Annotated in this window: 23 protein-coding genes and 2 pseudogenes; 6 read left to right on the top strand and 19 right to left on the bottom strand. The window is 59.9% G+C overall.

The genetic code is table 11. From position 1 onward, the window contains the following. Together ACK4TM_RS01460 and ACK4TM_RS01455 are read left to right on the top strand one after the other, a co-directional pair. Window positions 1–1,433: invasin domain 3-containing protein (locus ACK4TM_RS01460; RefSeq protein ID WP_409695613.1), on the top strand; the 1,433-nt coding region annotated here is incomplete at its 5' end. 89 nt (window positions 1,434–1,522) lie between these two features. Then, window positions 1,523–2,197, top strand: coding sequence for a hypothetical protein (locus ACK4TM_RS01455; protein WP_409695610.1), 675 nt, complete (start codon window positions 1,523–1,525; stop codon window positions 2,195–2,197). 101 nt (window positions 2,198–2,298) lie between these two features. Here the strand turns inward: ACK4TM_RS01455 and ACK4TM_RS01450 are convergent. The 11 genes and pseudogenes from ACK4TM_RS01450 to ACK4TM_RS01400 all read right to left on the bottom strand — a co-directional run. Beyond that, window positions 2,299–2,472: pseudogene (locus ACK4TM_RS01450) on the bottom strand (ISL3 family transposase); the annotation flags it as partial. Window positions 2,473–2,642: 170 nt separating this feature from the next. After that, entirely contained in the window at window positions 2,643–4,208 is a 1,566-nt protein-coding gene (locus ACK4TM_RS01445) for an ABC transporter substrate-binding protein (protein WP_409695607.1), read from the bottom strand. Further along, window positions 4,205–5,335, bottom strand: a complete 1,131-nt coding sequence (locus ACK4TM_RS01440) for a DUF917 domain-containing protein (protein ID WP_409695604.1) — start codon at window positions 5,333–5,335, stop codon at window positions 4,205–4,207. The genes ACK4TM_RS01445 and ACK4TM_RS01440 overlap by 4 nt, the downstream gene beginning before the upstream one ends. Beyond that, complete coding sequence (locus ACK4TM_RS01435; protein ID WP_409695601.1) at window positions 5,332–6,441, bottom strand: DUF917 domain-containing protein; 1,110 nt, start codon at window positions 6,439–6,441, stop codon at window positions 5,332–5,334. Before ACK4TM_RS01435 ends, ACK4TM_RS01440 begins: the two co-directional genes overlap by 4 nt. Continuing rightward, window positions 6,434–7,990 carry a hydantoinase/oxoprolinase N-terminal domain-containing protein gene (locus ACK4TM_RS01430; protein ID WP_409695597.1) on the bottom strand — a complete coding sequence of 519 codons (1,557 nt, stop codon included), beginning with the start codon at window positions 7,988–7,990 and terminating at the stop codon, window positions 6,434–6,436. Before ACK4TM_RS01430 ends, ACK4TM_RS01435 begins: the two co-directional genes overlap by 8 nt. Window positions 7,991–8,008: 18 nt before the next feature. Beyond that, window positions 8,009–9,685, bottom strand: a complete 1,677-nt coding sequence (locus ACK4TM_RS01425; protein ID WP_409695594.1) for a dipeptide ABC transporter ATP-binding protein — start codon at window positions 9,683–9,685, stop codon at window positions 8,009–8,011. 3 nt (window positions 9,686–9,688) lie between these two features. Continuing rightward, window positions 9,689–10,561: an ABC transporter permease gene (locus ACK4TM_RS01420; RefSeq protein WP_409695591.1), complete on the bottom strand. Its 873-nt coding sequence runs from the start codon at window positions 10,559–10,561 to the stop codon at window positions 9,689–9,691. After that, window positions 10,561–11,589 (bottom strand): ABC transporter permease, encoded by a 1,029-nt coding sequence (locus tag ACK4TM_RS01415; protein ID WP_409695588.1) that lies wholly within the window; start codon window positions 11,587–11,589, stop codon window positions 10,561–10,563. Before ACK4TM_RS01415 ends, ACK4TM_RS01420 begins: the two co-directional genes overlap by 1 nt. 98 nt (window positions 11,590–11,687) lie before the next feature. After that, window positions 11,688–13,982 (bottom strand): response regulator transcription factor, encoded by a 2,295-nt coding sequence (locus ACK4TM_RS01410; RefSeq protein WP_409695585.1) that lies wholly within the window; start codon window positions 13,980–13,982, stop codon window positions 11,688–11,690. Between the two features lie 122 nt (window positions 13,983–14,104). Next, window positions 14,105–15,148, bottom strand: coding sequence for a zinc-dependent alcohol dehydrogenase family protein (locus ACK4TM_RS01405; protein ID WP_409695582.1), 1,044 nt, complete (start codon window positions 15,146–15,148; stop codon window positions 14,105–14,107). A gap of 1,074 nt (window positions 15,149–16,222) precedes the next feature. Beyond that, window positions 16,223–16,588: pseudogene (locus tag ACK4TM_RS01400) on the bottom strand (transposase); the annotation flags it as partial. On the opposite strand from ACK4TM_RS01400, the gene ACK4TM_RS01395 reads away from it, so the two are divergent. After that, window positions 16,557–16,856, top strand: a complete 300-nt coding sequence (locus tag ACK4TM_RS01395; RefSeq protein WP_409695579.1) for a hypothetical protein — start codon at window positions 16,557–16,559, stop codon at window positions 16,854–16,856. The pseudogene ACK4TM_RS01400 and the gene ACK4TM_RS01395 sit on opposite strands and share 32 nt — an antisense overlap. Before the next feature lie 91 nt (window positions 16,857–16,947). Beyond that, a complete protein-coding gene (locus tag ACK4TM_RS01390; RefSeq protein WP_409695576.1) occupies window positions 16,948–17,721 on the top strand; it encodes a transglutaminase-like domain-containing protein in 774 nt (257 codons plus the stop codon). Window positions 17,722–17,945: 224 nt separating this feature from the next. Here ACK4TM_RS01390 and ACK4TM_RS01385 read toward each other — a convergent pair whose 3' ends face one another. The 8 genes from ACK4TM_RS01385 to ACK4TM_RS01350 all read right to left on the bottom strand — a co-directional run bounded on the left by ACK4TM_RS01385 (window position 17,946) and on the right by ACK4TM_RS01350 (window position 24,207). Then, window positions 17,946–18,068, bottom strand: coding sequence for a hypothetical protein (locus ACK4TM_RS01385; RefSeq protein WP_409695573.1), 123 nt, complete (start codon window positions 18,066–18,068; stop codon window positions 17,946–17,948). A 132-nt stretch (window positions 18,069–18,200) separates the two neighbouring features. Beyond that, complete coding sequence (locus tag ACK4TM_RS01380; RefSeq protein WP_409695571.1) at window positions 18,201–18,986, bottom strand: MBL fold metallo-hydrolase; 786 nt, start codon at window positions 18,984–18,986, stop codon at window positions 18,201–18,203. Between the two features lies 1 nt (window position 18,987). Next, the gene (locus ACK4TM_RS01375; protein WP_409695568.1) at window positions 18,988–19,668 is read right to left on the bottom strand and encodes a hypothetical protein; all 681 of its coding nucleotides are present in this window, start codon (window positions 19,666–19,668) and stop codon (window positions 18,988–18,990) included. Next, entirely contained in the window at window positions 19,665–20,279 is a 615-nt protein-coding gene (locus ACK4TM_RS01370; protein ID WP_409695565.1) for a cysteine hydrolase family protein, read from the bottom strand. The genes ACK4TM_RS01375 and ACK4TM_RS01370 overlap by 4 nt, the downstream gene beginning before the upstream one ends. Window positions 20,280–20,292: 13 nt before the next feature. Further along, window positions 20,293–21,093 (bottom strand): ABC transporter permease, encoded by an 801-nt coding sequence (locus ACK4TM_RS01365; protein WP_409695562.1) that lies wholly within the window; start codon window positions 21,091–21,093, stop codon window positions 20,293–20,295. After that, window positions 21,093–22,061, bottom strand: coding sequence for an ABC transporter permease (locus ACK4TM_RS01360; RefSeq protein WP_409695559.1), 969 nt, complete (start codon window positions 22,059–22,061; stop codon window positions 21,093–21,095). Before ACK4TM_RS01360 ends, ACK4TM_RS01365 begins: the two co-directional genes overlap by 1 nt. Next, complete coding sequence (locus tag ACK4TM_RS01355) at window positions 22,058–23,113, bottom strand: ABC transporter ATP-binding protein (protein ID WP_409695556.1); 1,056 nt, start codon at window positions 23,111–23,113, stop codon at window positions 22,058–22,060. Before ACK4TM_RS01355 ends, ACK4TM_RS01360 begins: the two co-directional genes overlap by 4 nt. 5 nt (window positions 23,114–23,118) lie before the next feature. Next, entirely contained in the window at window positions 23,119–24,207 is a 1,089-nt protein-coding gene (locus tag ACK4TM_RS01350; protein ID WP_409695553.1) for a PotD/PotF family extracellular solute-binding protein, read from the bottom strand. A 278-nt stretch (window positions 24,208–24,485) separates the two neighbouring features. On the opposite strand from ACK4TM_RS01350, the gene ACK4TM_RS01345 reads away from it, so the two are divergent. Both ACK4TM_RS01345 and ACK4TM_RS01340 read left to right on the top strand, forming a co-directional pair. Then, window positions 24,486–25,556, top strand: a complete 1,071-nt coding sequence (locus tag ACK4TM_RS01345) for an isopenicillin N synthase family dioxygenase (RefSeq protein ID WP_409695550.1) — start codon at window positions 24,486–24,488, stop codon at window positions 25,554–25,556. Further along, window positions 25,553–26,014 carry a hypothetical protein gene (locus tag ACK4TM_RS01340; RefSeq protein WP_409695546.1) on the top strand — a complete coding sequence of 154 codons (462 nt, stop codon included), beginning with the start codon at window positions 25,553–25,555 and terminating at the stop codon, window positions 26,012–26,014. Before ACK4TM_RS01345 ends, ACK4TM_RS01340 begins: the two co-directional genes overlap by 4 nt. Window positions 26,015–26,023 lie beyond the last annotated feature (9 nt).

The following is a 26,023-nucleotide window of genomic DNA, read 5'->3' as shown; positions in this document are numbered from 1 at the left end:
CGGACACGATCAATGTGACCGTTGATGGCACGGCTATCGCCAATTCACCGCTGTCTTCCGAGATCGCGGTGGCTAGTCCTGTCGGAGCGATCATCACGGCTTCGCCCAGTTCCTTGCCAGCTGATGGAAGCTCGACATCTGTGCTAACTATCATACTTCTCGACGGGCAGGGAAATCAGCTTATCGCTGGTGGCGATACTATTGTGCTGACGGCGAGTGTTGGATCGTTAGGTCCGGTCACGGATAATGGGAATGGAAGCTATACGTCTGTTTTTACAGCCGGAAATTCCGCAGGTGCGGCAACTGTTGCGCTCACGCTTGACGGAACTCTTACTGACAGCAACGTTGTTATTTCCATATTCCTCGACGCAACAGAAATTGAATCAGCATTCTCTGAGGTCACCTCGGCCTTTATTGAGCGTCGTATGGACAGAATTCTTGCGAGTGAGCCTCTTTCCTATCGTCTTGACCGTCGTAGAGAAGTCGTGGGGCACGCTTATTCGGTGGAAGTCCTTCGGTCGGGGAATGGTAATCAGGGTCACATATTGCTTAGTGGCGGAGCAGCCTCGGCTCTCTCAGGTTTCGCTGAGGTTGGGAAAACTGAATCTGAGCCACGCACCATGTTGAACTTTGCGGGTCAGACAACATTTGAAAACGGGAACTTTCATCTATGGGCTGAGGGAACCTTCAGCACCTATACTGACGCCACCGGGTCACTTGATCAGCGAAACGGGAGCTTTGGGATTTTCCACCTTGGCGGTGACGTGTTGATAAATGAGAACTTATCATTCGGCATGATGGCGTCCTTCGACCGGGCTCGGGAAACTATCGAGGAATATTCGAGAGTGACCGGTAAAGGGTGGATGGTGGGTCCATATCTTGCAGCAGAGCTTGCACCAGGCCTCTATTTTACAGCACGAGTTGCGTATGGTCGATCAGACAACTCGGCGGAGATTGACATTTTTAGCAATGAGGCACCATGGAGTGGGGATTTTACCACCGAGCGCTTTCTAGCACGAGGTACCGTGTATGGGGAAACAAGTGTTGGGAATGTTCAGATCACACCAGCGATCGACATCGCCGCTATCCGGGAGAAACAGTCAGATTACCGGGTCAGCAACGGCTTTGACTCACTGGAAATTGCGGGATCAACAACTGACCTTGGTCGTCTGGCATTGTCCTCAGAATTTTCCATCACGACAGATACATCAGATGGAGTGACGAAATTCTATGCTACGCCGACATTGGCATGGGACTTCAACCGAAACTTTAGTGCGATCGGGAACGAAGAGCTGCACGGGGCAATTGAGGTCGGATTAAGCAACAAATCAGACGATGGGTGGCAGGGTGACGTCGCACTTCGTATGGACGGCATTGGTGAAGCGGGATTCGAAGGATACTCTCTCCGGATAGGTTTTGACTACAAGCACTAGCGCCAGGATCGAATAATGAATGTGAGACCTTCCGCTAACTGCCAGCGGAAGGTAATCACGTCGGTGCAATCTACGAAATGATTGTCGCGATGGCGACTGCCTTCTTTGGAGCGGTCGCCCACGCACAGTCCGTCGACACCGAATGGCAATCGGCGCTTTACTCTGGATCTAGTCGCCTGACGCTGTTCAGCATCCTTAAAGAAAAACCTGATGGTTCCTTGGCGTTTGCGCAAGAGTTGCTGCGGCGAAACGGGTTGGATGCAGAGGCGCAACGCAGCATCCAGCAAATATCTTTTGGCACCAGTGTTTCCCCGGTGCTGGAATGGGATACTAACATCAACGGCGGCACATCTGGCGACTCCTTCTTTTTGGGAAATTTCGAATTTATCGTCGACGAAGGCAGTCGTGCGCTCGCGGGCGTGATGGTCGGGTTGAGCAGCAGCGCAACAACCGCCTACAGTCTGGGTTCGGGTCATACACTCGATCTAGGGTTGCGAGCCTCATACAGATATTCACCGGAATACGAACTCTCAAAATCGTCGCGACAAGCCCACGCATGTGGCACATACTTTCTGGATAGCTGGGCATGGCTCGAAACTTGCGGGCGACTGCAATACACGCAGAACGCCGCTGGCAGCGTTGCCGGCCTTATGTGGAACGAGGTGACTGAATCCCGGTGCTGGGTGATTTCCTACCGCCATTTTCCGGGTTTTTTCTATACTACCCACAGCGTCGCAACATGGCACCCAAGTTGCGCGCTTTGATCGATCATGTCAGGCAGTTCAAACTAAAATAAGTGGTTCATTGCCGCTGAGGTTGAGGGGTTGGGATCGGCATGGTTCGTTGAAAATAAAGAGGATGCAATCATTGCGCGAGAGACAGCGCCAGCATAGCCGCCGTTGCGGTCACGGGCGACGATCTCAATCTCAGGGCGGGCACGCAACTATGCTTCGACAGTGGCAGGTTCCCGGTCCAGCAGCAGTTCGATAACTCGCCGCCGCTCAAGATCGCAAATCAATGTGTCGTAGGCTTGGTGGCGGGCGCGCCATACAGGACGATGTCACGCGGAAAGCGATGGTGCTTGAACGGGGGCCAAAAGGCATGCTCGACCTCAAAAGCATAATCGTGGCCAAATGGCATGGTTAATGCAACAGGCCCGCTTGAGATGCCCGCCCCCTCATCGGGGGCGCGCAAACTTGTATGTTTCGATTAATCGCAGGTCCAGGCATAGCGCGAGAAATCAAACTCCACGCTTTGCATCGGCACCCAGTCAAAGCCTTCCAGACAAACATGCACCGCGTGCCGCTGCTGTTGCGCCAGCAGCCAGACCGAGCGTTGGTCCTCGGTCAGTTTCGTGCTGATATCCTTGTAGATTTCATTGCGCGCATCAGGGTCGGTTTCCAGACGTGACGCATCGATCATCGCGTCAACCTCGGGGTCCATGACCCAGTCCATCGAGGCCCAGTTGCCTGCCGCGTTGGAATGATACTGCACGTAGAAAACCGAATCCGGCGACGGATAGGTTGGCCCATAGAAGACCTGACTGAAATGCGGTGTGCTCTCGATGGATGTGGCGAGTTCCGTCACGCGGTTCCACGGCTCTGGCTGGATCGTGACGCTGAAACCGATCTGTTCAAGGTTTGATGACAGCAGCAGCGCGATCTCTTCCTGAAATGCGGTGTTGGCGACATAGGTATGCACCAGTTCAATCGGCGAGCCGTCGAAGTACGGCGATTGTTCCAGTTCGGCGCGCGCGGCATCCAGATCGAAAACCGGCGGCGTGGCACCTTCGGGCACCGCATCGCTGAACGCGCTGGCCAGTGGGCCGGTCATCACCGCCCCCGGATACAACACATTGCGGATCGTTTCATAATCCGTTGCCAGCGCAATCGCCCGGCGCACATGTATATCATCGGTGGGCGCCAGTTGGTTATTGAGCTTGAGGTAATAGCCCGTCGCCGTCGCAGCCTCAATCATGCGGTAATCGTCTTGCGCCGCGATGCCTTCGTAGGTTTCTGTCGACTGATACTGCGATGACAGCCCAAGTTCCCCGCGCCGCGCCAGCGCACGCACGGTGGATTCGTCGCGTGTGACGACAAGTCGGACCTCGTCAATCGGGCGGTCCTGTTCCCAGCCGGCGTGGTAATCGACATTGCGCCGCAGCACCATTTCCGACCCGCGTGCCCAGCTTTCCAGCGTATAGGGCCCGGCGCCCAGTGGCGTTTCAGCCAGCTGCGCTTCGCCCCACATGTCATCGTCGCTTGTCTCGACCGCAGCTTCGTTCACAACAAAGATCAGCGGTGTGACGGCGATGAACGGGGAATAGACTTCGGACAGGGTGAATTCGACAGTGTGGTCATCAATTGCCACGACGGCGTCAGGTTCAACAATCCCTTCGAAAAGATAGCTAGCACCCTGCTGGATCGCCATCAGCCGCTGCACCGAATAGACGACGTCCGATGCCGTAACAGGGGTGCCGTCGGTAAAGGTGGCGTCAGATTTCAGCCGGAATGTATAGGTCAGGGCATCATCCGAAATTTCCCAGCTCTCGGCCAGCTGCGGAATGACATTGCCCGCGGGGTCGACACTTGTCAGCCCATCATACAGGTTCACTGCCGCCATGTATTCGGTATAATCGCTGACCTTGGCTGGGTCGATGCTGCCGATGATCTGCACCATATTGACGGTGATCGCGACGTCGTCTTGGGCAATGGCGGGCAACGCCCCGATTGCGAGCGTCCCGGCAAGGGCTGTTGCGCAAAGTAGTTTTTTCATTTGGTAACCTCCGTGTTGAGTGGTTTTTCCTTGGGTTGTCTGTTGCGCACCAGTTCCTCCAACGGTTGGAACGGGTGCGGATAGCCAAAATAAGCCGGACCAGCGAGAGCGAGGCCCCCGACGCTGCGCCATTGCGGATCGGCGGGCAGGCCGATCAGCCGGATCGCCAGCCCAAAGCGCAGGTTCTCGGTCGTGACCGGCAGGCCACCATCCGCATCAAGTGCGCAGATCAGGTCCGGCGTCAGGGCGAGCGGCTGGCCTTCGTCATCTTCCAGACACAGAAATTCGTTCTGGAAGGACAGGATGAATTCGCGTCCCGCATCTTCATCCATCCCGCGCAGTCGCGCGCGGCCACGGGCAAAGCCGCCGGTGGTCTTGCGTTCGATATCCAGCACACGCGCGGTGCAAAGATCGAAACCGCCGCGCATGTTGATCAACGCCGCCGCCGGATGCCGGTTGGCGGCACGTTCGGCCAGGATCGTCCGGCCGATATCGTGGATCAGGCTCAGCGTGCCATGCAGCAAACCCTGTTTCATCTGCAGCCCTGACATCGGGTAAAGCGCGACCAGCGCCGCACCGCCCATTTCTACGGTCGCGGCACGGGCCAGTCGTTCCGTCCATTGGTTGGACACGGCATTCAGCACGCCGGTATTGCCCTTGTCATCGGCGATCACCATCGGCGTGGCCGAAATATCGTGTAGGGTCAGGCTGACCATCTGCAATTCGGGGAAAGCACGCCCCATGCCGTCGCCGTCGATCAGCGGCAGGCCAGTTGCAGCGGCGACGGCAAAGGGAATGGTGGAATTCAGCCCACCCGCCTCGATACAGATCAGGAAATCGGCTTTGCGGCCCAGATAAGCCTCCAGCGCACGCAGCGCGGCGAGCGCTTCATCCCCGTTGGGCAGTTTTTCAACCATCACGGTCGGCGCGCCCATCATGCAGACCGGCACGCAAAGCGCATCGTCGGGCACATCGGCGGCATCAACCACCTTGACAGGGCCATGCTCGGTCATCATCGCGCGCGCCATCAGTTTGCCGATATAGGGATCACCCCCACCGCCGGTGCCCAGAAATGCACCGCCCAGCGATATTGCCTCCATGTCGTCAGGCCCGATGATCCTGGTCATGCTGTCCCCTTTTCCGCCAGCGGCGCATAGGTGATGTCGGGATGGCCAAAGGCCGCAGGCCCGACCACGTTTAGCGCCTCATCACTGCGCAAAAGCGGGTGGCAGGGCAGGGCCAGCACCGCGATCCGCTGACCATAGCGCAGCAATTCAGTGGTGATCGGCAGGCCGGTATCCAGTTCCAGCACGACAACCAGATCCGGCACGCAGACCTGCATTTCACCATCGCGGCGGAAGATCAGAAATTCGTTCTGGATCACGATTTCGCCCTGCGATCCGCGGCAATTGTCCAGCCCTTCGATCTGGGCAATGCCCACGTTGAAGCCGCCTTTGAAATGCCTTTGCAGATCGGTGATCTTGCCGGAGAACACATGCTGCCCGCCTTCGCGCGCGCAGATCGTGGCGACCGGGTCATCATGGTTCTTGCGCGCATCGATCACCGCCTGACCCAGACCAATCGCCTGCGTATAGGTATGCGGAATGGCATAGCGTTTCATGAAAGCCCCCGACATCGGGGCAGAGGCCAGAACTGAGGCACCGCCCTGCGCGATCACGCATGCCCGCGCCATGGTTTCGTGCCATTTCTCGGTGATCGCATGATCAAAGGTGACGACATTGCCATGCGGGTCGCACATCACCGACGGGGTCGAACGATGGCCATAGATCGAATAAGTGGTCATCTGCATTTCGGGAAAGGCGCGGCCCATCCCGTCGCCATCCACCACCGGCAGTCCGGCCATTGCGCCGACCACCAGTGGTTCCATCGCATTCTGCCCGCCGATTTCTTCGCAACCGATGGCATCGGCGGTAAAGCCCAGCCGGTGTTCCAGCGCGCGCAGGCAACGCAGACCTTCGCGCCCTTCCTTGATCCGCTCGAACGAAATCAGCGGCGCGCCGATCCCGCCAAGTGCCACGATCTGCGCCTCATCATCCAGATCATCCAGTGACAGCAGGCGCATTTCATAGCCAGCGCGCAGCATTTCACGGGCGCGCAATTTGCCGATATAGGGGTTGCCGCCGCCGCCGGTGCCAAGGATACCTGCACCGATCTCAAGTGCAGCGATATCGTCTTCGGTCAGCAGGCGGCCCTTTTGCGTATCATCAAGCATCGAGCGCCCCCATTTCCCCAACGACTTTGACGTGAATCCGGGTGGCATTGCCGGGCAGATAGGCCAGCGGCACGTCTTCGCGTTCGATCACTTCCAGCGTGTCTTCACGCGCGCCAGCAGCGATGGCGGCCGCACGGGCCTCTGCCTCTGCATCGGCAAGGCATTCGTCACGCGTGCGACTTTCGAGCGAGAAGATACGATCCACCTCGCCCGAAATCTGCGCGATAGCCGCCCCCACCGCATTGGCCACGGCAAAGTTTTCGGGCCGCAGCACGGTCAGACCACCGATGCTGTCAGGCGCAAGGATCGACCCGCCCCCCACGGCAATCACCGGCATTGGCTCAGGGCTGATGCGGGTGCGTTCGACGGCTGTTTCCAGCATCTCGGCAATCCTTGCGCGGGCCGCAGTGACCAGCGCAGGATCAAGGCCTGCGACAAGGCTCGCATCGCCGATATCGGTCATTCCTGCGGCAACGGCGATATCCGTGCAGGTCAGTGTGTTGCCGCCAAACACCAGCGCCTCTTGCGTCAGGCGGTAGCCGACAGACCGTGGGCCAACGGCCAGCGCATCCGCCGTGCCATCAACGCGGGTGCCGCCGCCAAGACCGATGGAAAACACATCGGGCATGCGGAAATTGGTGCGTACACCGCCGACATCGACCACGCTTGACGCCTGCCGGGGAAAGCCATGTTGCAGCGCGCCGACATCCGTCGTCGTGCCGCCGATATCGATGACAATGGCGTCCTTCAGCCCCGTCAGGAAGGCGGCACCGCGCATCGAATTGGTCGGGCCAGAGGCAAAGGTCAGCACGGGGAACCGGCGCACCATATCTGCCGCCATCAAGGTCCCGTCATTTTGCGTGACGTAGAACGGGCAGGTCAGCCCGGCCTCAGACAGGGCGCGCCCGAAGGCCGATACCGTCTGATCCGACAGTGTCAGCAGGCTGGCATTCATGATCGCAGCACTTTCGCGTTCCAGCAGGCCGATGCGGCCGATCTCGGATGACATGACAACGGCAAGACCGGGGCAGCGTTCCTGCAAAATATCGCGCGCGCGTTCTTCCATTGCGCGGTTGATGGGTGAGAAGACGGACGAAATCGCCGCAGCGCGGATGCCCTTGCTGTTGATATCATCCGCGACCTTCAGCAGGCCGTCCTCGTCCAATGGCGCAATTTCGCGCCCGTCGAATTCATAACCGCCGTGCAGCAGGTAACGGTGGCCACCGACCTCCGCGATTAGATCCTCGGGCCAGTCCACCATCGGCGGCAGGCAGGCGGTCGCGGGCAGCCCAAGGCGGATCGCGGCGACAGGGTCCAGCGCGCGGCGTTCCACCACGGCATTGGTGAAATGCGTTGTGCCGATCATCGTCACATCAATCGCATCACGCGCAACGCCAGCCTGTGCGATCACGGCTTCCAACGCCTCGCTGATGCCGGTCATGACGTCTTCTGTCGTCATGCGCTTGACGCCTGCCAGCACCCGGCGGCCATCGAGGATCACCGCATCGGTATTGGTGCCGCCGACATCAATGCCCAGTCTGATTACCATTCTTCTTCTCCTTCTTGCTCATGCCGCAGAGGACACGAGGAACTTTGATCGTTCTTCATCGGTGACTTTGGGTTTCTGCGCTTCTTCTTCATCGGTGATGACGGGAATCGCGGAAATAAGGGCGCGGGTGTAAGGGTGGCTGGGGTTCGCAAAGACCTCTGCCGGGGTGCCCTGTTCCACGACCTGCCCGCGCAGCATGATCGCGATGCGCGAACAGAAATTCCGCATCAGCGACAAATCGTGGCTGATGAACAGATAGGTCAGGCCAAGTTCATCGCGCAGCTCTTCCAGCAGGGCGATCACCTTTTTCTGCACAGATACATCCAGCGCCGAGGTCGGTTCATCCAGCACCAACAGGCGCGGATTCGCCGCCAGCGCACGGGCAATCGCCACGCGCTGTTTCTGCCCGCCTGACAATTCATGCGGATAGCGGCTGACATATTCCGCCCCCAACCCGACGCGTTCCAACAGCGCGTCGATCCGTTTGGGATGATCGGACCGTGGCACATCCGAAAATCCGAACGGCACCTGCAAGGTCTGCCCGACTGTGCGTTTAGGGTTCAGCGAGGTGCCGGGGTTCTGATAGACGATCTGCGCAAGTCCACGGTCGGCGCGACCATCAAGCCTGTCGGTCAGGGGCTGCCCATCCAGGATTACCCGGCCCGATGTCGGGCGCATGATGCCCATGACCATCCGGGCGACGGTGGTTTTGCCTGATCCGCTTTCCCCTGCCAGCCCGAAAATCTCACCCTTGGCGATCTCAATATCCACGTCTTTCACGGCGCTGTTGACCAAGGGCGCGCGCAGCAGGCGTCTTTCGGTGAAATCCTTGCCGACGCCTTCCAGCTTGACCAGTGTCTGCTGCGGAATCGTCGGCTGATCCTTGACCTTTGGCCCATAGAGCGGCGGGATCGCGGCGATCAGTTCCCTAGCATAATCCGTGCGCGGGGCCGCAAACAACTGTTTCAACGGTGCATCTTCGACGATGACACCCTTGTGCATGACATAGACCTGATCGGCGGTCATCCGCACCACGCCAAGGTTATGGGTGATCATCAGCAGCGATAGGCCTTCTTCGACCACCAAGGCATTAAGCAGCTTGAGGATCTCATCCTGCGTTGTCACATCCAGCGCCGTGCCCGGTTCATCCGCGATCAGCAGTGTGGGGCGGTTCATCAGCGCCAGCGCGATCAACACCCGCTGGCGCATCCCACCGGACAATTGCGACGGATAGGCGCGCATCACGCGTTCCGGGTCGGACAGTTGCACCTTGCGCAGGACCTGATGGATATGATCGCGGCGCGCGGCGCGGCTGCGCTTTTCGCCTTTGCGTCGATCAGCCCAGTAAAGCACATCCTCCAGATGGGTGCCGATGGAAAACACCGGGTTGAAGGACGACAAAGGGTCCTGCATCACCACGGACATCTCAATGCCCTTCAGCGCCTCGCGAGTGGCCGAGGTTTCCTGCAACAGGTCCTTGCCGCGCCAAAGGATCTTGCCGCTTTCCACGGCGGCATTGCGGGGCAGGGTGTCAAGGATCGCCTTTGACGTCACCGATTTGCCGGACCCGGTTTCACCAATCAGTGCAACGCGCTGACCCTGGTCGATCTTCAGCGACACGTCGCGCAGCACGTGCGTGCGCTGGCCGTAGCTGGTGAAGGACAGGTTGAGGTTCTGAATATCAAGAAGCGCCATCGCCTAAACCTCCACGTCGAACATGTCTCGCAGCCCGTCGCCGAGCAGGTTGAAACCCAGCGTGACGTAAAAAATCCCCAACGCAGGCCCCAACACGCCCCACCAAAGCTCGGGCAGAAACTGGCGACCATCGGCGACCATGGACCCCAGATCAGGGGTCGGCGGGCGCACGCCAAGGCCAAGAAAGGACAGCGTCGCGCCAAACAGGATGATGAAAGCGGCATCCAACGTGGTTTTGACCGAAATCACCGCGATGCAATTGGGCAGGATTTCACGGGTCAGGATATGCCAATGCGATGCGCCGGCAAGGCGCGCGGCCTCGATATAATCCTCTGCAGCGACGGATTTGGCGACGCGGTAGACCAGCCGCGCATGCCATGTCCACCACAGCAACGCGATAGCGATCATCGCATTGATCAGATTAGGGTTCAGGATATTGCCGACTGCCAAAGCCAGGACCAATGGCGGGATCGCCAGCATGACATTGGTGAAACCGGTGATGAAAAACTCTGTCCGACCGCCGAAATAGCCCGCAGCCAGCCCCAGCGCCGCCCCGACCGGCACCGCGACGCCCAGCACGCCGACCACCAGCAACAAAGACACGCGAAATCCATAGATCACCCGCGACAGGATATCACGTCCCACCTTGTCGGTGCCCAGCCAGTGATCGGCATTCGGTGCCGTATGCCTGTTGCTGAAATCCAGCACATTGCCGCTGTGTTCAGGATAGGGCGCGATCCATGGCGCGAAGGCCACGCAGATCAGCACCGACAGGACCATCAGCGCGCCGATGATCGCCACCGGGTTGGACCGGAACCGCAGCCATGCCATCCGGCGCGCGGTCAGGATCACATGAGGTGTTCCCAAGGTGGACATCAGCGTCCCTCCTTCATGCGGATACGGGGGTCGATCAGCCCGACGATGATATCGATCACCAGATTGGCCACGACAAAGAACAGGCCCGACAGCATCACCACCGCCATCACCGCGTTAAGGTCCTTTTGCAGGATTGATTCCAGCCCGTGCGAGGCGAAGCCGCCCCAGGCAAAGACCATCTCGACGACAAAGGCATTGCCGATCAGTGACGCGAATTCCAACCCCATGATGGTCAGCGGCGCGACCGAGGACAGCTTCAGCAGATAGCGGAAGGTCACCACGCGCCCCGGCACCCCGAAACTGCGCAGCGTCTGCACATGGTCGCGGCGCTGGTTCTCAATCATCGCGGAACGGGTGATCCGCATGATCTGCGCAATGCCGGACAACGACAGGGCGATGGCGGGAAATGCCAGATGTTGCAGCGCGCTCCACGTCACATCGAGCCGCCCGGCCAGCAGGCCGTCGATGGTCAGTAGGCCAGTCGGACCGACAGGCGCGCCGATGCCGCGTTCCATCCGGCCAAGGATGGGCCAGTCAGTCAGGTAATAGGCGGCGAATAATTGCAGCAGGATCGCGGCCAGAAAGGCTGGCATTGTCACGCCGATCAGCGAAAACAGGCGCAATACCGTGTCGCCCCAGCGGTTCTGATAGCGCGCCGACAGAACCCCCAGCGGCACACCCAGCACCAGCATCAGCACCAAAGTCGCCAGCACCAGTTCCAGCGTGGCAGGCAGCAGGCCCATGACCTCTGCCGCGACGGGACGTCCGGAAATCAGCGACGTGCCGAAATCACCTTGGACCGCGCCGGTCAGGAAATTGACATATTGCACGGGCAGGGGGTCATCCAACCCCATCTGCGTGCGCATCGCTTCAACCTGTGCGGCACTGGCCGCAGGACCCAATGCCATACGCGCCGGATCGCCGGGCACCACGCGCGCCAGAACGAAAATCATCATCGACAGGACCAGAAGCACGGCAATGAAACCGGCGATCCGCCTGAGGATGAATTCTGCAAAGCTGGGTGGCATGATCTCTCCGGCAGGGGTTCAACTGCCGTCAGCTTGCGGGGTCATGCCGCGATGATCCAGTGGCCAGAGGGTTAGGTTTTGGTGCTTTAGGGATAGGTTTAGGTTGTCAAAATACGGCGGCTGCGCGCGTTATCAATCGCCTGCCGCCGGTCCGCAGCCCCCAGTTTGGCGTAAAGGTTGCGCAGGTGAAATTTGACCGTTGGCAGGCTGATGCGCATTTCGCGGGCCAGTTCCTTGTTGGAACAGCCTTCTGACAGCAACAGCAGCGCGCGCAATTCCTGCCGCGACAAAAGCCCGGTGACCGCCACATCCAGCGCCCCGCGGCGCAGATCGCGCGGCACTGGCCTGCCTTCCATCGGGCCGCCCGCCATGCGCGGATCATCCAGCATGGCCACGACAAGCTGGCGTTCTTCCAGCACCGGCGCGCGGCAGGACCTTGCCGCCGTCACGTCAAGCACATGCGCCAACAGGCGGCGTGCCTCACCGATCTTGCCGCGACGGCGGGCGGACCAGGCCTGCCAGATCGCCAGACATTGCCGCTGCCGCCACGACAGATGCGGATTGGCGGCCAGCATCGCCAGTTGATCACTAAGCGCGGTATCACGCGGACGTTCCAGCAGCTTTTGCCGCAACCAGATCAGCGCCTGCGTCAGATCCTCTGCATCGCGCAGATCGGTCAGGTTTTCACCCGCGCTTTCGATCCAGATATGGCCGATCCGTGTCGCCATTGCCTCTAGCTGGGTACGGGCCTCGCGCCAGCGGTTGGCGGATTGCAGGATCAGAACCTCGCGCTGTTCGACCAGTAGGCGAAACCGCCTTGTGCGCCACATCTGAACCCGCCAGCTGTCGATATATTGCAGCGCCGCCTCGGCCCCGCGCAGTTGCAGCAAGGATTCCGCACCAAAGGCGAGCGCCTGCGCCGCGATGGTCGGCCACAACTCGCCATAGGCAAAACGTTCAAAGGCGGTTTCGGCAAAGCGCGCCATCTTCTCCGAACGGCCCTGTTCATAGGCGACCTGCGCATCCAGCAGTTCCAGAAACAGATCATCCTGCGGCGTGTCAAAGGGCGTCTCATCCAGTTTCTGTCGCGCCAGTTCCAGCCGTGGTTCGGCGTCATTCGGTGCGCCTGCCATCAGATGCATCAGCGCCAGATGGACGTGGATATAAAACGCCAGATAGGGTGCGCCCGCTGCATCATAATGCGCCAGTGCCCTGTCGCCGGTGGCAATCGCCTCGCCCATACGACCGCTGCGGATCTGTTCATCTAGGGCCACGTTATAGACCGATCCGCGCAGCAGATGGTTTTCTGGCGGGGCCTCTGCCAGCAGGGCGGCGAATTCGCCGTAGAAATTCGTGCTGAACGGCTTGTCGCTGTAAACGCCCATCAGCAGGCGCACCATGCGCAATTCGGGTGGGATATTCTGCCGGGTCAGTAATGCAGCGCGGTCAGGCGCTGCCGCCGCATTCAGGATCACCTGTTCGGCGGCATCCAGCAACAGGGCGGCATGGCTGGCTTGCCCGCTTTTCAGCGCCACCATGACCCGCAGCGCCAGCACCGACGGATCGGCGTCCTGACCGAAGGCATCCAGCACGGCGCGCGCCTCTGCCGGGCCTTCCAGATGGCCCAGCATGACGCCGCCGCCGCGTTCCAGGATCGCCAGTGCCCGCCGCCGATGCCCAGCCGCCAATGCCGAACGGATTGCGACGCCGGGTTCGCCTGCGGCCTCTAACAGGCGGCTGGTGCGCGGTTCGACCGCAAGCCCGGCCATGGCATCGCGGAACATCTGCCCAAGCGCCGGGGTGCGATAGGTCCAGCGCCCGCCATTCTGCACGACAAGCGGTTGCAGCCAGTGCAATTCCGCGCAGGCATCGGCGTCAAGCGGGGCCGCGTCCAGCCCGCGCCGGGACAGCGCCAGCGCATGCAGCACCGCGACCGTGCCGCCGTTGATGCTGCCCAGCACAATATCGCGGATATAGGCGGTGGGAATGGACTGGGCGGCAGCATTGGGCATCTGGCGGCTGAAAAACGCCGAGAGCGCGGGCCAACCGCCGCTTTGGTCAAAGGCGGGATCAGCATCCGGTGCCAGAAACAGACCGGCATTGCCGACAATCCGCAGATCACCATACAGCCGCAGCCTGGCGAAATCTGCGATCTGTTGCGGTGCGGCGCTGATGATGATGCGGGTTTTGCCCGGTGGTAAGGCGAACTGCCCGTCGGCGGGCAGATCAATCAGGCTGAGCGGGGCATTTGCAGGCAGATCCTGAGACGCGGTGACCACCTGCGCGCCGGACAGATCCGCAATCCGTGCCAAAAGTGTGGATCGCCCGGTGCCGGGCAGGGCCGAGATCAGCACCAGAGGCTCTGTGCTTGCCAGAATGCTTTTGGCCAGCATCTTGTGCGGCGGATAAAGGCTGAACGGGTCCTGCAAATTCCGGTCTTTCCTGCGGTCAATGAGCCTTGGCTGAACAGATGCCACCAAAACCCGGCCGTTTCAAACCATGCCGCCCTGCCGCCTTAGCCAAAGCTGGTGATTACCGTCGCGCCCAAGGCCTGAAACTTGTCCATGGCCATCAGGGCTGCTGGTGCCTCTGCCAGGCTGATTTTGCCATGCACCAGACGCGCGGGGTCAAGCTTGCCCGATTGCACCATCGCCAGCATCACATCATAGCGATGCGCCTGCATGCCGTGGCTGCCAAGGATCTCCAGCTCGTGCGCAATCACCTTGGCCATCGGGATTTGTGGCGTGGCGTGACCGGCCAGCATCAGCCCGACCTGCACATGTTTGCCGCGCCGTCGCAGGTTCTGGATTGAATTGAAACAAGTTACGGGGCTGCCCAAAGCGTCAATCGACACATGCGCGCCGCCACCGGTGATGTCGATCACCGCCTCGGGCACATCGGCGGTTGTGGCCCCGTTGACGCAGGCGACGGCACCGAGGTCGCGGGCGAAATCCAGCTTGGTTTCGTCGATATCAATGGCCACGACATTCGCACCAATCGCATTAGCGATCATGATCGCCGACAGCCCGACCCCGCCGCAGCCATGCACCGCCACCCATTGGCCGCCTGCCGTGGCCCCCTGATCGACCACCGCGCGGAACGATGTGGCAAAGCGGCAGCCAAGGCTGGCCGCCGTGGCAAAATCCATCGCGTCGGGCAGGGCGACAAGGTTCAGATCGGCGTGGTGGATGCTGACGTATTCAGCAAACGACCCCCAATGCGTGAAACCGGGCTGAAACTGATTATGGCAGACCTGCTGATGCCCGGCCTGACATTCCGGGCAATGACCGCAGCCCCCGACAAAGGGTACCGTGACCCGGTCACCCACCTGCCAGCGGCGCACATCCTTGCCCACCGCCTGCACGATCCCGGCCAGTTCATGGCCCGGCACATGCGGCAGGGTTATATCGGTATCATGCCCCATCCAGCCATGCCAATCGCTGCGGCACAGGCCCGTTGCTTCGAGCTTGATCACCACGTCATGGCGCATCGGTGCCGGGTCCGGCACATCGGCCACTTTCGGGGTCGCACCGAATTTTTCGAACAAAACGGCTTTCATCGGGAAGTCTCCTTTGGGTCGGAAGCTCCAGCCATGCTGCCCACTTTTGGTGCATTGGCATGCTCGACCCTTTTCTTTGCTTGATATTATTGGTCATTATCTGCTCTGCAATGTTACATAAAGACGATAACCGGCTTCATGGATAAATTTGATGCCGCAGGTGCGGTGGTGCTCCTGTGTAGGAGGCAAATGTTCAGCGCGAAGCTCGCGCACAGTCTCTGGCTCACCGCCCCCTTGCTTGGGACGGCTGAAGTGGCCGGAAGAGACGGGCAGTTAAGGCTATCAGACCCAGTTGAAACGCCAATAGCTGGAAATTTGTGCAATGGCCTTCGTTCAATTAAACTGACCATTGAGTTACGAGGAGGCGACTTCAGGATTTCAGTGCATGATAGAGGAGTCAGAAAATGTGCGAGAGTTTGCTTTGGGCCGTTTGTGTAGCGTTGGGAGACGATTAAGTTTGGCAAGTGCAGAAGGGCTACTGATCTATCTTGATGGTCGCCGGTAAAGCGCTGGTCAATATTTTTTGGCTAACGTCACTTCGCGGTAATCGCGTGGTTCGCTCATGAATAGTGGTGAACAATCACAAAATTTGGTGTCAGCTTTAGGTAGGCATGTGATCGATAAAGCAGCCAAATTTCTTCGAAAGCATTAAACGTTGCATCTAAGTGAAGGTAGGTTACGCCGGTTGCATTCTCCCGCAACCAAATTAGGCAAATAAATCAGTCACTTGAAACCCGACAGATTTACCTGTGTATACACACCCCCCAAATACATCAACGCCACATCAACGTGTGACGAGCCCACCGGAAATCCAGGGGGCTTTTCGCGTTGGCGAGGGCAATTCGGCTCTCGCAATATCCCGACCTGATCGCGTTCCGCACCCTACCTGATAGGCTCGGTGTATTCACTCACAAACGCACACCTGCTCCCGTAGCACAGCATAGTCCGCCAGCCATTTTACGATCAGCGCCCTGTCTGGCAGCGCAGCCACCTCGGTAGCCAAAAGGAAACTGACCTTACTGTATGCCCACGATGTTGAGAGAAGATGATTGAACGAACTAGAGCGGGTTGCGTTCAATTGGTTTCATAGCCAGCAGCCTTGAAGAAATTGTAGCATTCCTCGTCAGTGAAGAGGTCACAGACATGACCGACCGCGCGCCTGAGGTCGTCGTAGGTTCGTGCGGCTGCTCTGCGGATCAGGGCCTTGAGTTTGGCGAAGGCCATTTCGATGGGATTGAGATCGGGGCTGTATGGGGGCAGGAAGAGAAACCATGCGCCAACGTCGCGCATGGCCTGCGCGGCCTTCGGGCTTTTGTGAGATGACAAGTTATCCAGAATGATCACATCGCCGGTTTGCAAGGTTGGGACCAGCTGGGTCTCGACATAAAGTTCAAACAACTCCCGGTTGATGAATGTCATCAACATCGCAGCTGACCATGGCACGACTGAAGCTGCCTTGTTCGAGGCATTCTACGGTGAGGCGAAGGACTGGCTTACGGCAGGTTGGCGCGAGATGGCCGCATTCTCGTCTTGTGTGCTGCAGCCGCTTGAATGGGCCGGGCTGCTGATTGAGACCCGCGATGAGAGCCCGGGCAACGCTGCAGCGCAGCTTCACCAGACCGGCCATTCGTGCATCGTGCAGCATCTTCGAAGGGTGAAGGTCAGCAGTGCGGGAGAAACCAGACCCTCGGCGGTGTGCAACCAATGACCGCTAGCAATGGTTTCCAATTTCAGCGAACCGCATCTGCGACAGCGTTTTATTTGGCGACACATGCATCATGTACATATATAGGGTAAAGATGGAACTCGATGTCAACGTTCACCTGAAATACCAACTCTCCGGTCCCACAGACTTGCTCTTGCAGATCGAAATTGCCGACTTGGCCGATCAGAAGCTGCAATCGTCGAAGCTGGACACCTCCGATGTAGATCACATTGCCCATGTCACTGCCGACGAGGGGCTTGGCCAGCGCATATGGATTCGGACTGATGGCGAGTTCCGTTGCGATTACGCGGCGCGTGTCATCATCGATCGTCCGGTGCTTGATATCTCCGTTCTGCAGGCCGTGCCAGCTCACCTTCTGCCGGGTGACACCGTTCGCTACCTTATGCCGTCCAGATATTGCCCCTCAGACGAGTTTCAGTCCTTCGTTGCAGCAGAATTCGGAGATCGCCAAGGCGGGACTCGGATCGCCGCAATGCGAGACTGGATCAACAAAGCCTTCACCTACGTGCCCGGTTCAAGCAACGCTCAGACGACGGCCCTAGACAGCTTTGTTCAACGCCAGGGCGTATGCCGCGACTATGCACACGTTATGATCACCCTGGCGCGCGCATCGGCGATACCTGCCAGATTTGCAAGCGATTATGCTCCTGGAGTGACGCCGCCAGACTTTCATGCGGTGGCTGAAGTCTATCTCGACGGGACATGGCATCTTGTCGATGCCACCGGGATGGCGCCTGCCGACACGATTGCCAGGATCGGCGTTGGGCCGGACGCTGCAGGTGTCGCGTTTCTCAGTGCCTTCGGACAGATCACCCTGATAAAGCAGACAGTGTCCGTGACAGTATAGTTCGACATCACGTCGGAACGCTCGCTTTGCCCAACGCAGGCTTACCATATGGAGCGTGGACGCCCAAGCAAGTGCTCTAGCTGAACCCCCTTGAAGAGCTGGCGTTCGCGTAGTCTGGTGATCGTAGCAATCCACAACCGGAAGCGAACTTTCGCCGCAGCACCAAAAAGGCTCTACAACTGGCTGAAAACTGCCTTGCGGCAGCGCACAGGTCAAGGCCCGGGTCAGACTGCCGCCTGTTGCACCCGGCCCAAACCGAACTCTCGCCCTCTGGTCCAATGCTGCATCGCAGCGTCGTTGAACAGCCATTGGTGCAGCGTGCAGATTTCATTGCTATGCCGGATCATAGTTTGTGCAGCCAATCGCACTTGTCGACATCCAGACCCTGGAGGCCTTGGCTTTGCAAAAGATGTCGTGGTCTTCATGAGCCCGCCGGTATTCCGAGCATGGCCACCACCAGACCTGTCCAGCTGCGTTACTCACCCGCGCCAGATCGCCTCATAATAGTCCATGATCTCAGTTAATCTCTCCAGGCCAAAAAACGGATCATGCCCACCGTGAACGAGCGTCAGATCAAGCCCGCGCAGTTTGGCGAAGGTGTCCAGATAATCCGGTACCGACATGCCCGGCCCGTCATAGATCAGCGGGCCATCATAGATCGCATCGCCTGCAAAAAGGACGCCCGTCGCGCGTTCATATAATCCGATGCCGCCCGGCGAATGGCCGGGCAGGTGGATGATCTCATACAGATGGTCGCCCAGATCGACGGTGTCACCTTCCGCGAGCAGCCCTGTCGCAGGCGCGCCGCGCAAGACGTAGGAACGCGGGTCATACCCCGCATAGGGCAGCGCATCGATCAGCACCTCGTCCAAAGGCGGGTAGCCTGCATCAAGGAACGTCTGGATCAGTCGCGCGGGCATGTCGTCGCGGTAAAGCGATTTGAGGCCGGAGGGGGCGGCCATTTCCTCTGCCTCGGTGGGATGGACCAGACGAAGGTCAAACTCATGCACCCCGCCGATATGGTCGATATGGGTGTGTGACGACACGCAGATGAGTTCCTTCCCCGGATCGGTGCGGAGCGTGTCAAGGAATGGGCGCAAAGGCACGATCCCCATGCCGGTATCAAGGATCATGTCGCGGTCGCGCCCTTGGACCAGAAACATATTGGCCTGTTCCAGCACATGGACATGCGGTTCGAGGATCAGGGTCACATCGGGGCCAACCTGTTTTGCGGTGAACCAGTTATCGGCAACGGGAAGCTGCATGTCAGCGGACTTTCATCAGGGGGCGGGATTCAGTGCCGCCGGTAAACAGGGGCGCGTGCCAGACGAAACTGTCGTTCGCACGGTCCAGAACGGGTTTGCCCATGGCAAAAGGGTCGGTGGCAAGTTCGGCAATGCCCTGCACACCATCCCACGTGCCAAGCGCATAAAAGCTGATGAAGGTATCCCGCACATGCCGGTCGATTGGCGCGAGTCCGATGCCCAGCAGGAAACGATCATCGCTTTCCACCAGCACGCCGGTCATATCGCCCCATGCGATGCGATGCCCGCGCAAGGGGGCGGTAGGAGGTTCGGCCAGCCAAGCCTCGCGATAGTCGGCATGCACGCCATCCTCGATCAGTACGTCACCATCGAACCACATCGCCCCCACATCGGGGCGGGCCACGGCACCTTGCCAGTTGATCGCACGGTGCCATGTGCATTGGCCCCGCGCGACGGTGATCTCGCCCGCGAAACCCTCAGCCCGCAGCAAGGATTGCAGCGTCGCTGCGTCCAGATCGGCAAGACAGCCCTCTTGCAGGGCAGGCAGATCCGCAGGCACCCGCAGATCGGCGAAGAGCGCACCCGCCTGCAACCAATGCACGCGGGTTGTCGTATCCTCGAAATCCGGCGCCCTGATCCAGTCGCGCCGCCAATGGCCTTGCAGATCGGCGGTGGTGATCACGCAGCGGCCACCTGCAACCGGCCCAGTTCAGCGGCGATCTGGTCGGCGGTCACGACAGCGCCAGTCTGCAGATATTCCATCGCGTTCAGCGACGCCTCATGCGCATCCGTCGACGACCCGCCGACGCAATCTCCGACCACGCGGCAATAGTAGTCGCCTTGGTGCCCGTCCGCGAAAGTGTAATGCACGCAGACATCCGTCAGCCCGCCGATCAGGATCAGCGTCTGCGCCTTCAGCCCTTTCAGCAGGATCTCCAGCTCGGTCCCGTAAAACGCGGAATACCGGCGTTTGTGGATGAAGTAGTCACCGGGCTGGCGGCCCATTTCTTCGAAGGCGACGGGCGTGCCGGGTTCGCCGTCCATGCAATGTACATCTTCGGTACCGTCCAGTTCGCGGCCATAATCCACCATATCGCGGCGGTGGATTTCCTGAATGAAAACGACCGGTATACCCGCATCATGGGCGGCATCCACGACGCGGCGCGCGCGGTCCATATTGGCGCGATAGCGGGGCATGACGGGGATGCCCGCCTTGTGGTCCATGAACGCGGATTTCTGGATATCGACGACGATCAGCACAGGCTGGCCGACAAGCATGGGTTGGCGTGGCATTGTGAAACCTCCTTTAATTGCGGGATTGATCCGCGCCCATCAGACGCGGCAGATCGCCCCAACGGGCGACGGCGGAAAAGACGGCGATGGATACGGTGATGAACAGCACGGCCGCCACCGCCATCGTGGGGGTGTAGCCATTGCGCAGCGAATTGAAGATCTGCAGCGTCACGGTTGCATAGGCCGAGGCCGAGACGAAGAACATCACGATGAATTCGTTGAAGCTGAGGACCAGCGCAAAAAAGAACCCCGAGATCGAATAGGGCAAGGTCTGCGGCAAGATCACGGTGCGGAATGTCATCGCCTCGGTCGCGCCCATGGTGGCGGCGGCGTCCAGATGCGCGCGGTCGATCGACTGCAGCCCGATCGAGATGGTCACCAAGGGCAGCGCCAGAAACAGCGTCGCATGGCTGATGATGCCCACCCAGATGGCCCCCAGACTGCCGACAAACGCCCACATGAACCCAAGCCCCACGCCTAATACGATGGGCGGTAGCGCGAAAGGCAGCGACCCGAGTCCCGCCAGCACCTTGGACGCCTTGCTGCCCTTGGCCCAGAGCAGATAGGCCAGCGGCCATGCCAGCAACACCGCCAGCGTCGCGGACCCGAAGGCCACGATCAGCGAATTGCGCAAGGCGCGGACCCAGATAGTTTCGGTTATGAAAAATTCGACGAAGCGCGCGAAATTGGGGTCCTCGGGCGGGAACAGCATGGTGCGCCCGCCGTTCAGCGACGCACCCGCCACCACGATGATCGGCAGGGCCAGCACCAGTCCCGACAGCGCCATGAAGATATGACCGAATGTGCGGCGCATCAGCGGGCCTCCGATTTTTTGGTAAGGAATTGTGCCAGCACCAGAAACAGCGCCGCCGTAACCAGCAGGACCACGGCCTGCGCCGCCCCGAATGGCGCGTCCAGCGTCGCGCCCCGCACGCTTTCATAAACGGCGACTGCGGTCGTCTGCTTGGCGGGTTCGGCGAAAACGACGACGGTGACGTAGCTGCCCAGCAGGAAGACGAACAGCAGTAGCGTCGATCCGATCAGCGGCAATTTCACCGTGGGCAGGATCACCGATGTAATCACTTTTGTCGGCCCTGCACCCATCGTGCGCGCGGCCTCTGTCAGGCTGGGGTCTAGGCGCGACAGCGCGGGATAGAGCAGGATCACCGCATAGGGCCAGACCAGATAGGACATGGTCAGGATCGTCGCGAATTCCGATGTCTTGAATTTCACGTTGCGCGGATTGGCGAGCCCCCATTCGCGCAGCACATCGAACCAGCCTGTGCGCTTGAGCCAGTCGGTCGCGCCCGACACCTCGAACAGCATGGGCAGGCCGGACCGGTTGGACAAAAGCACATCCCAGCCCATGACGATGAACACTTCGGACAAGGACAGGCTGGCAAGGATGAACACCAGCCAGCAGCTTTGCGCGCGCCGTGATTGGCGGGTCAGAAGATAGGTGAACGGAAACGCCGTGGCCACCGCCAGCACCGATGCGATGACGGCATAGTAAAGCGCGTAATGCAGCCGTTGCAGGTGCAGGAACGTCACCTCGTCGGGCCAAAGGGCGCCCACAAAAAACCGCTGGTAATTGGCAAGGGTGAAATCCCATTCCCAGCCCGCGCCTTCGATCTTTTGGCCAAAGGAAATGACGATCACCAGAATGAACGGCGTCACAGCCAGAAACAGGACCAGCGCGCCCAGCGCCCACGTCCCCCATGGCCTGCGCATCTGCGGCACCGGAGCGGTCATCTCCGCCTTGGTGCTGTCGACGGCAGTCATGCGGCGACCTGTTCCGCGATACGCGGAAAGACATGGATCGCTTCTGCAGGCAGGGCGACGGCCACGGCATCACCGATGCGCAAAGGCTGGCCGTTGTCGCTGTCGGTCACGATCATCGGACCGATGGGCGTGTCCAGATGGATGTCGCGCACCGGACCCACGTCACGCACGAACGTCACCTTGGCCGCCAGGCGGTTCGCCTCGCCCGCCAGTACCGCCTTTTCGGGGCGGATCGCGATGCGCACAGGTGATGCGTCGATGAAATTCGCGTGTGGGGTGATCTGCAGCAGATGCGCGCCCAGCCGGACATTGCCGCCTTCGGTCACGCCGTCAAAGAAATTCGCCTTGCCAATGAAATCAGCGACAAAGGCGTTTTCGGGCTGGTGATAGATCGCCTGCGGCGTCCCCACCTGTTCGACGCGGCCCTGCGACATGACGACGATCTGGTCGGCCATGGTCATCGCCTCGTGCTGGTCGTGGGTGACGACGATTGTGGTGATGCCCAAACGCTGCTGCAACTGGCGCAATTCCACCTGCATATCCTCGCGCAGTTTGGCATCCAGCGCGGACATCGGTTCGTCCAGCAAGAACACATCGGGTTCCTGCGCCAAAGCGCGCGCGATGGCGACACGCTGGCGCTGGCCGCCCGACAATTCTCCGATCCGGCGGTCGGCAAAGGCTGCCAATTGCACAAGGTCCAGCAATTCGCGCGCGCGTGCCGCTGCCTGCCCGCGCGGTGTTCCCGCAATGGTCAGTGCGTAGCTGACATTGTCGCTGACGTTCAGATGCGGGAAGAGCGCGAAGGACTGAAACACCATTCCGAATTTGCGTTTATGCGCAGGCAGGCGCGTGATGTCCTGCCCGCGCAAGGAAATCGACCCGGCCGATGGGTCCTCCAGCCCAGCGATCATCCTCAAGAGCGTGGTCTTGCCGCAGCCCGACGGCCCCAGAAGGGCCGTCAATGCGCCGTCGGTAAAATCAAGGCTGACGTTATCGACTGCCCTGACATCGCCATAGGCCTTGCGGATGTACTTGAGGCTGAGGCCGGCCATGTCCCTTAAGCCCCCGCAAGCATGCGGTCCCACGATTCCTTGATGAAGGTTTCCTTGTCGAGGTAAGCCTCATAGGCAGGCCGGATGACGGGGCTCCCAGACACGGAAGCAAACTCTTCCGCCGTCAGGTCCGTGATGGATGCGTCCACCAGCGGGGCCGTGCCGATCATCCGCGACATCAGTGCCTGCGTGGACGGCTGCGAGGTGAAGTTGATGAACTCTGCCGCTTCCGCGCCCTTGTCGGACAGCGACGATAGACACCACGATCCGTAATCTTGCGGGTTGCCTTCCTTGGGAAAGACCGACTGGATCGGGAAACCGTCAGCGGCCATCAGCTGGGCGACATCGTGATAATACTGCCCGCCGATCACATCGCCGTTCTTCATCGACTGTTCCATCTGGCTTTCCGCCGTCCACCACAGCGCGACATTGGGCTTCAGCTCGGCGGCCTTTTCGATCAATGCGACGATGCCGTCCTCGGTCGCGAAAGTGGCCTCGCCTTCAAAGAAGGTCGCGGCGATGATGTCGAGAAGCTGGGAATTGTAGTTTTTGGACAGGCCAAGGCTGGCCTCATAAAGCGAGCTGTCCCAGAAATCGGCCCAGCTTTCCGGCGCGCTGACTTCGTTTGGGTTGATGACCATCGCGCTGAACCACGACAACGCACCGACACCGATCGGGCCAGTGCCATCCTCGAAAATGAAATAGCCGTCCAGATTGGACGCATCCGGTATCGCCGCCATGTCGAGAGGCGAGATCAGCCCACCCAGACGGCTGGCCTTGATCATCGTGTCGCGCGCATAAAGCGAGAGGTCCGTCGGCACCGTGCCTGCAGCGGTCGCCTGTTGCATCGTGACCAGCCAGTCGGTGGAATTGGGCTGCGTGACGCTTTCGACTTCGATCCCAGTGGCGGCAGTAAAGGCGGGGAACACGTGTTCCTTGAAGCTGTTTTCAAAATAGCCGCCGTAAGATGCGACCTTGAGACTGCGGGTCTGCGCGACCAGCGGTGTACCGATGACGCTGCTGGCCAGCGCAAGGCCGCCCGCACTGGCACCGGATTTCAGCAAGCTACGACGGTTCATGGTGTGACGAGACATTGGCTTTCCCCTGATAATGTGACTGATCTAATGACGCCGGGCGCAACAAGCCGCCCCATGGCATCCAGCAGGCCAAAGTCGTGACGATCCTGTCAATGCCGCGCAGCAGCAAAGCCATGCCGCACCTTCATTGGCGCAAAATGCAGGCAGTCTTGACCAAAGGTTAACAAAAAACAGGCATGCCGCCTAAGGCTGGGTCGCAAAGGCGCAGCACTCTTGCCCGGTGCGGGCGGGATGCAGAACGGTAAGGACAACCGTTTTCAAAGGGAGTCGTTTCCATGTCCGATACCGACCAGCACGCCTTGACCATCGCCGAAGCCAACCTGCCCGTCATCGACCTTGGCGGTCTGACCTCGGGCGATCCCGCACAAAAAGCTGCGGTCGCCCGCGCGCTGGGGGATGCCGCGCGCACGTCGGGGTTCTTTTATATCCGCAATCACGGGATCGATCAGGCGCTGATCGACGCGGCCTTTGCCGCATCAAAACAGTTCCACGACCTGCCGCGCCGCAAAAAGATGAAATACTGGTCGGGCTTCACCACCCACCATCGCGGCTATGTCCCGCTGGAGGAAAACGGCGCGAGCTTTCCGAAGCAGATCAATTTCAACGAAGCATGGGACATGTCGTTCGAGGCCGCTGCCGACCATCCCGACTATCTGACGGGCTGGCGGATGACGGGGCCGAACATCTGGCCAGACCTGCCCGGCTGGAAAGAGACGGTCAGCACCTATTACAACGAGATCTTCGCGCTCGGTCTGCGCCTGCTGGATGCGCTGGCCTTGGAACTTGGCGTCGATCCGGCAGAGTTGTTGCAGCACATCACCTGCCCCACCTCGCAACTGCGGCTGCTGCGCTATGTCCCCAACGACATGCCTGCCAACAAGGATGTGGTCGGCATCGCGTCGCATTCGGATTTCGAATGTTTCACGATCCTGATGCAGGGTGGCCCCGGTCTGCAGGTGATGAACGCCGACGACGACTGGATCGAGGCGCCGCCGCTGCCCGGCTGTTTCGTCGTCAACATCGGCGATATCTTCGAGACATGGTCGGGTGGCCAATTCAAATCCACCCAGCACCGCGTCAACAATATAGGGCGCGAACGCTATTCGATGCCTTTGTTCTTCGGGCTGGATTACCACAGCATCGTCGAACCGCTGGCCCAGTTCCGCACACCAGAAACGGTTGCGAAATATCCGCCCATCAAGGCGGGCGAACATCTGATGCGGATGACCGTCAATGCCTTCCGCTATATGGCCGATGCGCGCGCCAAGGGTGAATTCAGCACCGATTACGAAGTCCCCGAGGAAAACCCCTTCAAACGCGAGGCGCGGGTGCTGGTCGCCGAATGACCCCGCATCCCGATTTTGCAGGGCTGGATGTGCCCGAGGTGCTGCCGCTTGGCCCCTATCTGCTGACCATGCTGACAGGGGCCGAGTTGGACGAGGATTTCGCAGCCGTCATGGGGTCTGTCACCGTGCTGCGCGGGTTCTTCGCACCCGGTTGGCCGGATGAGCTAACGTATGAGGATGACCTGACCGACCTGCACTGGCATCACCGCGAATTCACGACGCGGCGGTCCTTTGCATGGATCATCCGAGACGATTCGGGGGTCTATCTGGGCTGCGCCTATCTGTTCCCCGACATCGCGAACACAGGGCGCGGCGAGGTGGTGTTCTGGTTCACCGACACGCCGGACCGACCGTCCCATATCGCAGCCTTCGGCCCGCTGTACCACGCATGGTGGGCAGCGCGATTGCCACAGGGGTATGATCTGCGGCTGTCGCATAATGCCCGTCTGGGGCACTAAAACTTTTGG

Origin of the sequence: Yoonia sp., from assembly GCF_046292185.1 — a bacterium.
Classification (GTDB): Bacteria; Pseudomonadota; Alphaproteobacteria; order Rhodobacterales; family Rhodobacteraceae; genus Yoonia.
Note: the sequence above shows the minus strand (reverse complement) of the source record. Positions and strands in the feature narration are given on the sequence as shown.

Coding starts and splice junctions, on each gene's coding strand:
- ACK4TM_RS01455 (WP_409695610.1), top strand. CDS start 1,523: ATGGCGACTGCCTTCTTTGGAGCGGTCGCCCACGCACAGTCCGTCGAC.
- ACK4TM_RS01445 (WP_409695607.1), bottom strand. CDS start 4,208: ATGAAAAAACTACTTTGCGCAACAGCCCTTGCCGGGACGCTCGCAATC.
- ACK4TM_RS01440 (WP_409695604.1), bottom strand. CDS start 5,335: ATGACCAGGATCATCGGGCCTGACGACATGGAGGCAATATCGCTGGGC.
- ACK4TM_RS01435 (WP_409695601.1), bottom strand. CDS start 6,441: ATGCTTGATGATACGCAAAAGGGCCGCCTGCTGACCGAAGACGATATC.
- ACK4TM_RS01430 (WP_409695597.1), bottom strand. CDS start 7,990: ATGGTAATCAGACTGGGCATTGATGTCGGCGGCACCAATACCGATGCG.
- ACK4TM_RS01425 (WP_409695594.1), bottom strand. CDS start 9,685: ATGGCGCTTCTTGATATTCAGAACCTCAACCTGTCCTTCACCAGCTAC.
- ACK4TM_RS01420 (WP_409695591.1), bottom strand. CDS start 10,561: ATGTCCACCTTGGGAACACCTCATGTGATCCTGACCGCGCGCCGGATG.
- ACK4TM_RS01415 (WP_409695588.1), bottom strand. CDS start 11,589: ATGCCACCCAGCTTTGCAGAATTCATCCTCAGGCGGATCGCCGGTTTC.
- ACK4TM_RS01410 (WP_409695585.1), bottom strand. CDS start 13,982: ATGCTGGCCAAAAGCATTCTGGCAAGCACAGAGCCTCTGGTGCTGATC.
- ACK4TM_RS01405 (WP_409695582.1), bottom strand. CDS start 15,148: ATGAAAGCCGTTTTGTTCGAAAAATTCGGTGCGACCCCGAAAGTGGCC.
- ACK4TM_RS01395 (WP_409695579.1), top strand. CDS start 16,557: ATGAATGTCATCAACATCGCAGCTGACCATGGCACGACTGAAGCTGCC.
- ACK4TM_RS01390 (WP_409695576.1), top strand. CDS start 16,948: ATGGAACTCGATGTCAACGTTCACCTGAAATACCAACTCTCCGGTCCC.
- ACK4TM_RS01385 (WP_409695573.1), bottom strand. CDS start 18,068: ATGATCCGGCATAGCAATGAAATCTGCACGCTGCACCAATGGCTGTTC.
- ACK4TM_RS01380 (WP_409695571.1), bottom strand. CDS start 18,986: ATGCAGCTTCCCGTTGCCGATAACTGGTTCACCGCAAAACAGGTTGGC.
- ACK4TM_RS01370 (WP_409695565.1), bottom strand. CDS start 20,279: ATGCCACGCCAACCCATGCTTGTCGGCCAGCCTGTGCTGATCGTCGTC.
- ACK4TM_RS01365 (WP_409695562.1), bottom strand. CDS start 21,093: ATGCGCCGCACATTCGGTCATATCTTCATGGCGCTGTCGGGACTGGTG.
- ACK4TM_RS01360 (WP_409695559.1), bottom strand. CDS start 22,061: ATGACTGCCGTCGACAGCACCAAGGCGGAGATGACCGCTCCGGTGCCG.
- ACK4TM_RS01355 (WP_409695556.1), bottom strand. CDS start 23,113: ATGGCCGGCCTCAGCCTCAAGTACATCCGCAAGGCCTATGGCGATGTC.
- ACK4TM_RS01350 (WP_409695553.1), bottom strand. CDS start 24,207: ATGTCTCGTCACACCATGAACCGTCGTAGCTTGCTGAAATCCGGTGCC.
- ACK4TM_RS01345 (WP_409695550.1), top strand. CDS start 24,486: ATGTCCGATACCGACCAGCACGCCTTGACCATCGCCGAAGCCAACCTG.
- ACK4TM_RS01340 (WP_409695546.1), top strand. CDS start 25,553: ATGACCCCGCATCCCGATTTTGCAGGGCTGGATGTGCCCGAGGTGCTG.